This is a genomic window from Rhizobium sp. RCC_161_2 (assembly GCF_041355235.1).
Taxonomy (GTDB): Bacteria; Pseudomonadota; Alphaproteobacteria; order Rhizobiales; family Rhizobiaceae; genus Rhizobium.
Genome location: NZ_JBFUPL010000002.1, coordinates 319,187 through 331,958 on the forward strand (window position 1 = coordinate 319,187; position 12,772 = coordinate 331,958).

At 59.1% G+C, this 12,772-nt stretch carries 12 protein-coding genes; 10 read left to right on the forward strand and 2 right to left on the reverse strand.

Annotation, left to right across the window (positions count from 1 at the left end):
- The first annotated feature begins 46 nt into the window (after window positions 1-46).
- The 5 genes from AB6803_RS05665 to AB6803_RS05685 are packed head-to-tail and all read left to right on the forward strand — an operon-like array spanning window position 47 to window position 4,638.
- Window positions 47-1,207, forward strand: a complete 1,161-nt coding sequence (locus tag AB6803_RS05665) for an ABC transporter permease (RefSeq protein ID WP_371107971.1) — start codon at window positions 47-49, stop codon at window positions 1,205-1,207.
- A gap of 12 nt (window positions 1,208-1,219) precedes the next feature.
- Window positions 1,220-2,083 carry an ABC transporter ATP-binding protein gene (locus AB6803_RS05670; protein WP_371107972.1) on the forward strand — a complete coding sequence of 288 codons (864 nt, stop codon included), beginning with the start codon at window positions 1,220-1,222 and terminating at the stop codon, window positions 2,081-2,083.
- Window positions 2,084-2,091: 8 nt separating this feature from the next.
- Window positions 2,092-3,462, forward strand: a complete 1,371-nt coding sequence (locus AB6803_RS05675; RefSeq protein WP_371107973.1) for an MlaD family protein — start codon at window positions 2,092-2,094, stop codon at window positions 3,460-3,462.
- Between the two features lie 38 nt (window positions 3,463-3,500).
- Complete coding sequence (locus tag AB6803_RS05680) at window positions 3,501-4,118, forward strand: ABC-type transport auxiliary lipoprotein family protein (protein ID WP_371107974.1); 618 nt, start codon at window positions 3,501-3,503, stop codon at window positions 4,116-4,118.
- Window positions 4,119-4,149: 31 nt separating this feature from the next.
- On the forward strand, window positions 4,150-4,638 hold the full coding sequence (locus AB6803_RS05685; RefSeq protein WP_371107975.1) for a GNAT family N-acetyltransferase: 489 nt from the start codon (window positions 4,150-4,152) through the stop codon (window positions 4,636-4,638).
- A gap of 26 nt (window positions 4,639-4,664) precedes the next feature.
- Here AB6803_RS05685 and AB6803_RS05690 read toward each other — a convergent pair whose 3' ends face one another.
- Window positions 4,665-5,063, reverse strand: a complete 399-nt coding sequence (locus AB6803_RS05690; protein ID WP_371107976.1) for an SRPBCC family protein — start codon at window positions 5,061-5,063, stop codon at window positions 4,665-4,667.
- A gap of 302 nt (window positions 5,064-5,365) precedes the next feature.
- Here AB6803_RS05690 and gndA point away from each other — a divergent pair, with 302 nt between their 5' ends.
- Window positions 5,366-6,793 (forward strand): NADP-dependent phosphogluconate dehydrogenase, encoded by a 1,428-nt coding sequence (gene gndA / locus AB6803_RS05695; protein ID WP_371107977.1) that lies wholly within the window; start codon window positions 5,366-5,368, stop codon window positions 6,791-6,793.
- 68 nt (window positions 6,794-6,861) lie between these two features.
- Here gndA and AB6803_RS05700 read toward each other — a convergent pair whose 3' ends face one another.
- The gene (locus AB6803_RS05700) at window positions 6,862-7,893 is read right to left on the reverse strand and encodes a LacI family transcriptional regulator (protein ID WP_371107978.1); all 1,032 of its coding nucleotides are present in this window, start codon (window positions 7,891-7,893) and stop codon (window positions 6,862-6,864) included.
- A 463-nt stretch (window positions 7,894-8,356) separates the two neighbouring features.
- Between AB6803_RS05700 and AB6803_RS05705 the strand changes: the two genes are divergently transcribed.
- The 4 genes from AB6803_RS05705 (at window position 8,357) to AB6803_RS05720 (ending at window position 12,738) form a co-directional block, all read left to right on the forward strand.
- Complete coding sequence (locus AB6803_RS05705; RefSeq protein WP_371107979.1) at window positions 8,357-9,592, forward strand: ABC transporter substrate-binding protein; 1,236 nt, start codon at window positions 8,357-8,359, stop codon at window positions 9,590-9,592.
- Between the two features lie 211 nt (window positions 9,593-9,803).
- Window positions 9,804-10,709 carry a carbohydrate ABC transporter permease gene (locus AB6803_RS05710; RefSeq protein ID WP_371107980.1) on the forward strand — a complete coding sequence of 302 codons (906 nt, stop codon included), beginning with the start codon at window positions 9,804-9,806 and terminating at the stop codon, window positions 10,707-10,709.
- A complete protein-coding gene (locus AB6803_RS05715; RefSeq protein ID WP_371107981.1) occupies window positions 10,702-11,643 on the forward strand; it encodes a carbohydrate ABC transporter permease in 942 nt (313 codons plus the stop codon). Before AB6803_RS05710 ends, AB6803_RS05715 begins: the two co-directional genes overlap by 8 nt.
- A 3-nt stretch (window positions 11,644-11,646) precedes the next feature.
- Window positions 11,647-12,738 (forward strand): ABC transporter ATP-binding protein, encoded by a 1,092-nt coding sequence (locus AB6803_RS05720; protein ID WP_371107982.1) that lies wholly within the window; start codon window positions 11,647-11,649, stop codon window positions 12,736-12,738.
- Window positions 12,739-12,772: the final 34 nt, after the last annotated feature.

Below are 12,772 nucleotides of genomic sequence, written 5' to 3' on the forward strand. Positions count from 1 at the left end.
CGGGGATTCCCGAGTCGGCGAGTATGCCGCAAGACTTGAAAGACGTATGAGTTTGAAAGCAGCCGAACAGAAACCCGACGCACCGAGGATCGACGACGAGCCCGATGGCAGCGGGCATCGCTATCGGCTGGAAGGCAATTGGCGCAGTGCCAACGTTCACGGCGTGCTGCGGCGCATCGATCAGCTGACGGCGCGGAGCACTGGCGGCCAGGTGGTGATTGATCTTGCCGATCTCTCCGATGTCGATACGGCCGGAGCGCTGCTGATCCGCCGTCTGAAGGAGAGCCAGGAAGCGCATGGCGCCACTGTCAGCATCGAAGGCTCCAATCCGCATATTGACGAGCTGCTGACGGCCTTTACCGAGGACCCGGATGACGAAAAGCCGGAACCCAGGCCGAAAAAGTCCCGGGCGGAGCGCATTTTCGCGCCGATCGGCGAAACCGTCTACGACATCTGGGGCAATCTCGTCGCGGCCATGTATATCCTCGGCTCGGCGGTGCGCGGCGCGCAGCTCAAGTTCGGGCGCGGCAGCGGCGTCTCGCCGGCCTCGATCGTCAACCAGATCGACCATATGGGCGTACGCGCCGTCCCGATCATCCTGTTGATGTCCTATCTGATCGGCGCGATCATCGCCCAGCAGGGAGCATTCCAGCTGCGCTATTTCGGTGCCGAGGTCTTCGTCGTCGATCTCGTCGGCATCCTGCAATTGCGCGAGATCGGTGTGCTTTTGACCGCCATCATGATCGCCGGTCGTTCGGGCAGTGCGATCACCGCCGAAATCGGCTCGATGAAGATGCGGGAAGAGGTCGATGCACTGAAGGTGATGGGCCTGAACCCGATCGGCGTGCTGATCTTCCCGCGGTTGGTTGCATTGACCGTGGCGCTGCCGTTGCTGACGATCCTTGCCAACTTCGCCTCGCTCTTCGGTGCGGCAACGGTGACCTGGGCCTATTCCGGCATTACCTTCGCTACCTTCATTGCGCGCCTCCATGAGGCGATCAGCCTTTCCACTGTCATCTCGGGGATGATCAAGGCGCCGTTCATGGCGCTGGTCATCGGTATCGTTGCGGCAGTCGAAGGATTGAAGGTCGGTGGCAGCGCCGAATCGCTCGGCCAGCATGTGACCGCATCGGTGGTGAAATCGATTTTCGTGGTGATCCTGATGGATGGGCTGTTTGCCATATTCTATGCCGCGATCGATTTCTGAGGAATGTCAACGATGAGCGCGCTTCACTCGGAAATACCCTTGGAAAAAGATGATCGTGGCAGGGACATCGTGTTGTCGGCACGGGATGTCACCGTCGCTTTCGGATCGAAAGTGGTGCTCGATAAATTGAACCTCGATATCTATCGAGGCGAAATCCTGGGCTTCGTCGGCGCTTCCGGTGCGGGCAAGTCGGTGCTGTTGCGCACCGTGCTGCGGCTGCTGCCGCGCCGTTCGGGCAAGATCGAGATCCTCGGCGAGGATTACGACAAGCTTTCCGAGCCGGAGCGCAACAGGCTCGACATGCGCCTTGGCGTGCTTTTCCAGCAGGGCGCACTGTTTTCCTCGCTGACGGTCAAGGAAAACATTCAGGTGCCGATGCGGGAATATCTCGATCTGCCGACGAGCCTGATGGACGAGCTGGCGCATCTGAAGATCCGCATGGTCGGCCTTGCCGCCGATGCGGCCGACAAATACCCCTCAGAGCTTTCCGGCGGCATGATCAAACGCGCGGCCCTGGCGAGAGCCCTGGCGCTCGACCCCGATCTTGTTTTCCTGGACGAGCCGACCTCCGGCCTCGACCCGATCGGTGCCGCGGAATTCGACGAGTTGATCGCCAAGCTGCGAGACACGCTCGGTTTGACCGTCTATATGGTGACTCACGACCTCGACAGCCTTTTTTCCGTCTGCGATCGTATTGCCGTTCTTGGGCAGAAACGCGTATTGGTGGAAGGAACGGTTGAGGACATGCTCGCCTGCGACGACCCCTGGGTGCAATCCTACTTCCGTGGTAAACGCGCGCGTTCGATCGTGCCGACGGAAAGGGTTGGAGACCGCAAAGACGACAACGGCGCTGGCGCCCACAGCCGCGAGAAGTAATTGGAACAATGGAAACCAAAGCCAACTATACGATTGTCGGGTTCTTCACATTGCTGGTCATAGCGGCGGCCTTCGGCTTCGTCTACTGGATGGCGGAATATGGCCGGGGCGGACCGATGGTCGAACTGGTCGTTCGCATCCCGGGCTCGGCAAACGGCCTGAGTGTCGGTTCGCCTGTCCGCTTCAACGGCATTCAGGTCGGCTCCGTGCAGGGTCTTTCGATCGATGCCGACGATCCGAACTATTCGCTGGCCTTTACCGAAGTGCGCGCCGACGCGCCGGTCTATACGTCCACCAAGGCGATTCTGGAGATCCAGGGTCTGACGGGTGCGGCCTATATCGAGCTTTCCGGTGGCCGTAACGGTGACGAAAACATTCTCAAGCGCTCGGTCGATACCGGCAAGCGCGCCGTGCTGCTTGCCGATCAATCGAGCGTCACGAACCTGCTCAACACCGCTGACAAGATCCTGAACCGTGCCAACGACACGATCGGCGATATCCAGGGGTTCGTCTCCGATTCCCGCGCGCCGCTGACCGATACGGTGCGCAACGCGCAGACTTTCTCCAAGGCACTGGCGGACAATTCCGACAATATAGACAAGTTCCTCGCCAGCATGGGACAGCTTTCCGATACCTTCAAGACCGTGTCGACGCGCATCGACTCGACGTTGGAGGCGGCCGAGAAACTGGTGCGCGCGGTCGATGCCAACAAGATCAACGATGTCGTGAACAATGCCGACAAGATCACCGCCAATGTGGCGGATGCGACGACCGACCTGAAGGCAACCATCGCCAGCTTCAAGCAGACCGCCGAGACCTACAACACCTTCGGCCAGAAGGCGCAGCAAACGCTGGACCGCGTCGACGCCCTCGTGGCGCAGATCGATCCTGCCAAGCTCAAGGGGTCGGTCGACGACATTAGCCAGGTGACAAAGGACGCCCGCACGGCGGTCACATCCATCCGGGATGTCGCGAATTCGGTTGCTGCCCGTCAGCAGGACATCGATCAGACGATTGCCAATGCCCGGTCGATTTCAGAAAAGCTGAACTCCGCTTCCGGCAAGGTCGACGGCGTTCTCAGCAAGGTGGACTCGCTGCTCGGCTCCGACAGCACGCAGTCGCTGTTTGCCGAAGCCAAGGACACGCTCGAATCCTTCAAGAAGGTGGCTGATAATCTCAATGCGCGGATCGGGCCGATCGCCGATAATCTGCAGAAGTTCTCAGGCAGCGGTCTGAGCAACGTCCAGACCCTCATCAATGACATGCGGGGCACGGTTGACAATCTCAACAACACGATCACTAACTTTGATCGCAATCCGCAGCGCCTGCTGTTCGGTGGCGATACGGTCAAGCAATATGATGGCCGGGCACGGCGTTGATGAATAGCGGTTTTGGGGTTGTGAGGGATATGCGGAATATGGTCGGTTGCGTTTCGAGTGAGCGTTATCAGGTGTACCGGAAGGCAGCGATCGTTCTGCCCTTGCTCGCGGCCCTGCTCAGCGGCTGCGGTTCCAAGGCATCCAACGATACCTATGACCTCTCGGCCTCGGTCAAGGCGAGCGGTCCGTTGATGAAGGGCAAGCAGATCCTCATTCCGCCGCCCACGGCGTTGCAGGCGCTCGACAGTAACCTGATCGTCATTCGCGTCTCTCCCTCTGAAATCCAATATCTCGGCAAGGCGCAGTGGAGCGACAAGCTGAGCCGGATGGTGCAGTCGAAGCTGGTCGAAGCCTTCGAGAACACCGGCAAGCTTGGCGGCGTCGGCGTGCCGGGGCAGGGGCTTGCGATCGACTATCAGATCGTCACCGACATCCGCTCCTTCGAGATCGATGCTGCCGGCGGCCAGAAGTCCGCCGCTGTCGAAATCTCGGTGAAGATCCTCAACGACCGCACGGGCACGATCAAGTCGCAAAGCGTCTTCCGCAAGGTCGTTCCGGTCACCGGCGGCAGCAACCCGGATTTCGTGAAAGGTCTCGATACGGCCTTTGCCGGCGTCACCGCCCAGATCGTCGACTGGACACTGCGCTCGCTCTGAGGTTTGCCTATCCGTTTAACGGACGTCAAAAATGCCTATTTTGGTCAGACCGATCACGCCTGACGATGCTCTGGCTGCCTTGGAGGTGCACCACGCGGCCGTACGCGTGACGGCTGCGAAGGACTATGCTCCCGAGATCATCGAGCAATGGGCGTCGATGCCTGTTAGCGCCGGGGCCATAGCCCGCTTCCATGAGAACGCGGAAAACGAAATTCGCTTTGTTGCAGAGATCAACGGCGAGGTCGTCGGATTTGCTGCGATCGTCCTGGCGAATGAGGAACTGAGAGCGTGCTATGTGTCACCCAGGGCAGCGGGTAGGGGTGTCGGCAGGGCACTGATTGCCGAACTTGAACGCATCGCAAAGCAGGAGGGTATTGTCATCCTTCGGCTGGATTCATCCTTGACCGCCCACCCCTTTTACGAAGCGATGGGCTATCAAACAGAATCCCGAGGGGAGCATGTCCTCGGCTCCGGGCAACACATGTCCTGTGTCCGCATGACAAAGAAGCTGGCTCAATAAGGTCAGCATCCTTACATGCTTATCGGCTATCGCTCCATCAGCGCCTTCAATGTGTTGAGATCCTTCAGCACATGTGCTGTGTCGGCTGCGAATTGCTCATCCGTCATCCCAGGCAGTCTCAGCAGCGTGAATATAACTTCGCAGCCGTCGCCATTTGGCACGACCCTGAGTGCGTTATAGACCTGCAAGCCGGATTCGAGGATCACCGTATGGTCGATGACGCCGAAGTCGTTGCGGAGTGTAAAGCGGATGCGGGCTGAGCCGAGGATACCTTTGGTGACCCATTCCTCGCCGTCCTGCTCCAATCCGGACGTCAGGCCGGAGGCCCAGAGCGGCATGTTTTCCGGGCGGCCGGCAAAGCCGTAGACCTCCAGCCATGGGCGGTCGATGGAGACATGAACGATCTTGGCTGGCATGGTCGACATGGACGCTTCCTCCTCTATATCGATCTTCAGTGGACTACCGGGTCAAGGGCCGAAGGCCTGTCGCAAGCCGGCCTTTTGAAGAATCCTGCAGCATTCTTGCCCGGTTCTGCAATGGGGCCGATTCGAGGCTGGCGAAGGCTTGCCGTTTTGCGCCCGGAGTGCAACAACACGCCCAACGCATAACTCCCGAAAGGCGGTATCGGTTTCGGGGAAGGCTTAGGCGTCATATTCAAAATATCACTGCGTCCTCTGCGCATGCGATGGGATGTGAGGCGCAGCCAGAGAATTATTGGAGGATTGTCGTGGAAAAGGCAGAAATCGGACTGATCGGTCTCGCTGTGATGGGATCGAACCTGGCGCTCAACATTGCCGAAAAGGGTAATAAGATCGCGGTGTTCAACCGTACACCGCAAGTGACGGATGAATTCTATGCGAATGCGGGCGCGCTGAAGGACAAGATCATTCCCTGCAAGACGATCGAAGAGTTCGTCGAATCGATCCGTCCGCCGCGGCCGATCATCATCATGATCAAGGCTGGCGAGCCGGTCGACCAGCAGATGGCGGCGCTGCAGCCGTATCTGGACAAGGGCGACATCATGATCGATGCCGGCAACGCCAATTTCCGCGACACCATCGCCCGTTTCGACCGCCTGAAGGATACCGGCCTGACCTTTATCGGCATGGGTGTCTCCGGTGGCGAGGAAGGTGCGCGCCATGGCCCGTCGATCATGGTCGGCGGCACCGAAGAGTCCTACAAGCGTGTCGAGAAGGTGCTGACCTCGATTGCTGCCACATACAACAACGATCCCTGCGTTGCCTGGCTCGGCAATGACGGCGCCGGTCATTTCGTCAAGACGATCCACAACGGCATCGAATATGCCGACATGCAGATGATCGCCGAAATCTATGGCATCCTGCGCGACGGTCTCGGCAAGAGCGCGGCTGAAATCAGCGGTATCTTCGGTGACTGGAACAAGGGTCGCCTCAACTCCTACCTGATCGAGATCACCGAGCAGGTTCTGGCCGCCAAGGATCCGGCGACGGGCAGTGCCATGCCGGACGTCATCCTCGACAAGGCCGGCCAGAAGGGCACCGGCAAATGGTCGGCGATCGAAGCGCAGAACATGGGCATTCCGGCCACCGCCATCGAAGCGGCCGTCGCCGCCCGCAGCCTGTCGGCCATCAAGAGCCAGCGCGAAGCCGCCGAGAAGATCTTCGGCACACCGGACTACAAGTTCCCGATTGCCTTTGGTCCGGACCTGCTGAAGGATTTGGAATTGGCATTGTTTGCCGCCAAGATCGGTGCCTATGCGCAGGGCTTTGCCGTCATGGCCGAAGCCTCCAAGGAGTTCAACTGGTCGCTGCCGATGCCGGTTATCGCCAAGATCTGGCGGGCGGGCTGCATCATCCGCTCGCAGTTCCTGGATGAGATCACCAGCGCCTTCACCAAGACACCGGATGCCGCCAACCTGATCGTTACCCCGGCCTTCGCTGAAATGGTCAAGGAATCGATCCCGTCCCTGCGCCGCATCGTCTCGGCCGCCACGGCCTCCGGCCTGCCGGTTCCGGCTCTGGCCTCCGCTCTGACCTATTTCGACGCCTATCGCCAAGCGCGCGGCACCGCCAACCTGATCCAGGCGCAGCGCGACTTCTTCGGCGCACACGGCTTCGATCGCGTCGACGGCAAGGATATCCATCATGGCCCCTGGGGCAGTGGCGCCAACGGCTGATATTTTCGGCTGATTTTGAAGATAAAAGAGCCCGCCGGATAAGTGTCCGGCGGGTTTTTTCGTGCCCGTCAGCCCTTCGGCCAGATCGGGGAGCTGATGCTTTGCAGCAGTTCCGGCTCGATGCCGTCGATACGGGCGATCACGGCCTTGCCCAGTTCGCGGCCGGCATGGCGGAAGTCCTCGTGGATCGCGATGATTTCTGGACGGATCCAGCTTAGCACGTCGGTCGATTGTTTGGCGACCATGTCGATGTCGTGGCCAAGATGGAAGCCCGCCGCCTCGATGCCGGCATTGACGGCGATGGCGCCGGCGCTGCTGGAGCAGACGATGCCGTCGGGCGCATGCGGGGAGCGCATCAACGCCTCGACCGTATCCTTGATCTCGGCGAGCGTCGTATCGGTGCTGGCCCTCAGCGGAACCTCCTGAGCCTGATACTCGCGCAAGCCCGTCTGAAAGCCGATCTGGGTGTGCAGATAATAATTGAGCTTGCCCGGCGGCTGCAGCAGCGCGATGCGGCGACGTCCCTTGGCGACCAGCGCGCGCACCGCTTCGCGCGCGAAAGCTTCGTTGTCGAAGTCGTGGAAAGGATGGGAGATTCCCATGTTCGTGCGCCCATGAGTCGCAAAGGGCATGCCGCGCTGATGCATGAGTTCCACGCGCGGATCGTCCGGCTCGGTGCGCGATATGATAACGCCGTCCGCCGATCCGGTATCGAGGATATAGCGCACCGGCACCAGCGGGTCCTTGCTGTGCGAATGCGGGGTGATGACGAGATGATATTGCGTGCCGGCCAGAACCTCGGAGATGCCGAAGACCATGTGGCTGGTGAAGCCCATGATCTCTTCGTCGATGCTCAGTACCAGCGCGATAACATTGGTCTTGCCGGTTCTCAGGCGCACGCCGGCGCGATTTGGCTGGTAGCCCAGTTGACGGGCCACCATACGCACACGCTCCTTGGTTTCAGCGCCGATATCCGGAGCATCCTTCAGGGCGCGCGAAACAGTCGTGATCCCAAGGCCGGTCATGAAGGCAATCGTCTTCAGCGTAGGCCGCTCGGGCGAGGGCTGAATACCACCGCCTGAAGTTTTCTTATTATCCATCTCGTCCAAGCCTGCCTCCCGGCCGCTTCTCCCGCGACCATGCGCTTATATCGCCCGTGGCAGCGCCGCAAGCACATGCGTGATACGGCCGCTCCTCCCTCATTGCGGAAATCTGTAACGATACAGTAGAAAAGTCGAGCGCTTTTTCTGCCTTGATGTCAAATAAGATATCCAGGGGTTGAATCCACAGTCTTGGATGAAAAATTTTGCAGCTGCGAAGCGATATGCGAGATTTATGGGGCAATGCAGCAATTTTAATCGAAAAAAATCAATAAATTAATGGAAGATCCGATTGATGCAGGCGCCTGATGAATCCTCAGGCACATCGCATTTTTTGCAAGCATAACTGTAATTTGAAATCGTATAGTCGGGCTTTCGGTAAAATTTCGCGGACAGGCGGTTGCGCGTTGAAAATGATTAGACTACGTTTTTCCGGCAACGTTTCAGTGAGGGAGGAAAACTCATGAATATTCGTTTGATGGCGACTGCGCTTGCTGCGTCGGTCGTGTTGCCACTGGGAGCGGCCAACGCGACCGATCTGGAGGTAACCCATTGGTGGACGTCCGGCGGCGAAGCCGCTGCGGTGGCCGAACTGGCAAAGGCGTTTGATGCCACCGGCAATCATTGGGTCGATGGCGCGATTGCCGGCTCCGGTGGTACTGCGCGTCCGATCATGGTCAGCCGCATTACCGGCGGCGATCCGATGGGCGCCACTCAGTTCAACCACGGCCGTCAGGCCGAAGAGCTTGTGCAGGCGGGTCTCATGCGCGACCTGACCGACGTCGCCACGAAGGAGCACTGGAAGGATGTCATTCGCCCGTCCAGCCTGCTCGATTCCTGCACCATCGACGGCAAGATCTATTGCGCGCCGGTCAATATCCATTCCTGGCAATGGCTTTGGCTCTCGAACGCAGCCTTCAAGAAGGCCGGCGTCGAGGTTCCGAAGAACTGGGATGAGTTCGTTGCCGCTGGTCCGGCGCTGCAGAAGGCCGGCATCGTGCCGCTCGCCTTGGGTGGTCAGCCATGGCAGGCCGCGGGTGCCTTCGACGTGTTGATGGTCGCCATCGCCGGCAAGGATACCTTCCAGAAAGTATTCGGCGACAAGGATAAGGAAGTCGCTGCCGGACCGGAAATCGCCAAGGTCTTCAAGGCTGCCGACGATGCCCGCAAACTGTCCAAGGGCTCCAACGTTCAGGATTGGAACCAGGCCACGAACCTGGTGATCACCGGTAAGGCCGGCGGTCAGATCATGGGCGACTGGGCGCAGGGCGAGTTCGCGCTGGCGGGCCAGAAGGCTGGCACGGACTATACCTGCCTTCCGGGTCTCGGCGTCAATGAAGTCATCTCGACAGGCGGCGACGCATTTTACTTCCCGCTGCTGAAGGACGATGCCAAATCCAAGGCTCAGGAAGTGCTGGCCAAGACGCTGCTCGATCCGAAGACGCAGGTCGCCTTTAACCTGAAAAAGGGCTCGCTTCCCGTTCGTGGTGACGTGGATCTCACGGCCGCGAACGACTGCATGAAAAAAGGCCTCGAGATCCTGAAGAAGGGCAACGTGATCGAGGGCACGGACCAGCTTCTTTCTGCCGATACACAGAAGCAGAAGGAGGACTTGTTCTCCGAGTTCTTCGCAAATCCCGCGATGACGCCGGAAGCGGCGCAGAAGCGCTTCGTCGACATCATCGCCGCAGCTGATTGACCGCTATCTTCTCGCTGTAGTGATACCGGCCTCGCGTTGCAGGTCGGTATCACGGCCAGGACATCTTGTGTGACCTGGTCTGCCACAGCACCCCTCATGGCCGGCGGATCCGCATGTATGTGACGGTTACAGTGGGTGAGGGGAAGCGCAGGAACCGCGATCAAGATCCGGTTCTGATCGTCGAAGCAGTCGCGATGCAGAAGGAACTACAATGACGGGTCAAGCGAAAGCCGGCCGGCCAAATCAATATCTGCGCAATCTGAACTCGAAGATTGCATCCATTCCCATGATCCTGACGGCTGTCGTCATCTTCCTGGGCGGCTCAATCTGGACAGTGGTTTATTCTTTCACCAGTTCAAAGCTGCTGCCTCGCCTCAGCTTTGTCGGGCTGGATCAGTACCATCGCCTGTGGGCGGCGCCGCGGTGGATCATGTCCATCGAGAATCTTGCGATTTATGGCGTGCTGTCCATGATCTTCAGTCTCGTCATCGGCTTCGTGCTGGCGGCGTTGATGGACCAGAAGATCCGGTTCGAAAACACTTTTCGCACGATTTTCCTCTATCCCTTCGCCCTCTCTTTCATCGTCACCGGTCTGGTTTGGCAGTGGCTGCTCAATCCCGAATTCGGCATCCAGTCCGTGGTGCGTTCACTCGGATGGGCGAGTTTCACCTTCGATCCGCTCTATACGCCGAGCATCGTCATTTACGGCGTGCTGATCGCCGCGCTCTGGCAGGGAACGGGTCTTGTCATGTGCCTGATGCTTGCCGGCCTGCGCGGCATCGATGAAGACATCTGGAAAGCCGCGCGCGTGGATGGGATCCCCATGTGGAGGACCTATCTGTTCATCGTCATTCCGATGATGCGCCCAGTCTTCATTACGACGCTCGTCATTATCGCCAGCGGTATCGTCAAGGTCTACGACCTCGTCGTCGCGCAAACCAGCGGCGGACCCGGCATCTCGTCGGAAGTCCCGGCGAAATATGTCTACGACTACATGTTCCAGGCGCAGAACCTTGGTCAGGGTTTTGCTGCCTCCACCATGATGTTGGTGACCGTTGCCATCATCATCATCCCCTGGGCCTACCTGGAATTCGGCGGAGGGCGCAAGCGTGGCTGATCCTGTTACTCTCAAGAATACGAATGGCAGTGAGGCCGCGAGCGGCAAGACCTTCTCGGGACCGAACGGCCGCAAACCGCGCCCGGTGATTTCCGGCCGCAATATCATGCTTTACGGCACGCTCTTCGTTGCTGCGGTCTACTACCTGCTGCCGCTCTATGTGATGATTGTCACCTCGCTGAAGGGAATGCCGGAAATCCGGCTTGGCAATATCTTCTCGCCGCCGCTCGAAATCACCTTCGAACCATGGGTGAAAGCCTGGGCGACGGCCTGCACCGGCCTGAATTGCGACGGTCTTTCCCGTGGCTTCTGGAATTCGGTGCGCATTACCGTGCCGTCCACGATCCTCTCGATCGCGATCGCTTCGGTCAATGGCTATGCGCTTGCCAACTGGCGCTTCAAGGGAGCGGATCTGTTCTTCTCGATTCTCGTCGTCGGCGCGTTCATTCCCTATCAGGTGATGATCTACCCGATCGTCATCGTGCTACGCGAAATCGGTATTTACGGCACGCTTAGCGGACTTATCCTGGTGCACAGCATCTTCGGCATGCCGATCCTGACGCTTCTGTTCCGCAATTACTTCGCATCGCTGCCGGTGGAGCTTTTCAAGGCTGCGCGCATCGATGGTGCGGGTTTCTGGCAGATTTTCCTGCGCATCATGCTGCCCATGTCGCTGCCGATCTTCGTCGTCGCCATGATCCTGCAGATCACCGGTATCTGGAACGACTTCCTGTTCGGCGTCGTCTTCACCCGGCCGGAATATTATCCGATGACCGTGCAGCTCAACAATATCGTCAATTCTGTCCAGGGCGTGAAGGAATACAACGTCAACATGGCGGCAACGATCCTGACGGGTCTTGTTCCGCTGGTCGTCTATTTCGTCTCCGGACGGCTTTTCGTCCGTGGCATCGCCGCCGGCGCAGTGAAGGGTTGATTTATGAATAGCAGCGTTTCAATCAAGGAACTGTCGCTCGATTTCGGCGCGGTCAGCGTCCTGAAGAACCTCAATCTCGAGATCCAGGACGGCGAATTCCTCGTATTGCTCGGCTCGTCCGGCTGCGGCAAGTCGACCTTGCTCAATTGCATCGCCGGTCTGCTCGATATCACCGAAGGGCAGATCTTCATCAAGGGCAAGAACGTTACCTGGGAAGAGCCGAAGGACCGCGGCATCGGCATGGTGTTCCAGTCCTACGCGCTCTATCCGCAGATGACGGTCGAAAAGAACCTGTCGTTTGGATTGCAAGTCGCCAAGGTGCCTCAGGCCGAGATCGACAAGCGCATCGCCCGCGCCGCCGAAATTCTGCAGATCCAGCCGCTGCTCAAGCGCAAGCCGGCCGAGCTTTCGGGCGGTCAGCGTCAGCGCGTGGCGATCGGCCGTGCCCTAGTGCGCGATGTCGACGTGTTCCTCTTCGACGAGCCGCTGTCGAACCTCGACGCCAAGCTGCGCTCGGAGCTACGCGTCGAAATCAAGCGGCTGCACCAGTCGCTGAAGAACACCATGATCTACGTCACTCATGACCAGATCGAAGCCCTGACGCTCGCCGACCGCATTGCCATCATGAAGAACGGCATCATCATGCAGCTTGATGATCCGACAACCATCTACAATGAGCCGCGCAACCTGTTCGTCGCCGGCTTCATCGGCTCTCCGTCGATGAATTTCCTGCATGGCGAATTGGTCAATCGCGACGGCAAGGTCGCCTTCGCCACCAATGACGTGATCTTCTCGCTTGAGGGCTATAGGGCCGCAGAGCCGCTGGTTGCGGGCCGCAAGGTCGTCCTCGGGGTCCGGCCGGAGCATATCAAGGTCAATGAGGATCTGGGGCCGGGTGCGGAAACGCATGATGCGACTGTTGACATCGAAGAGCCGATGGGCGCCGACAACCTGCTCTGGCTCAATCATGCCGGCCACACCATGTCGGTACGCATCAACGGCGCACGGCGCTTCAGCCCGGGATCGCGTGTCAAGCTCGGCTTCGACATGACGGTCGCCTCGCTCTTCGACGCGCAAACAGAACTCAGAATCTAGTCATAAAACGGGGGCGGCTTGGCCGTCCCCGTCC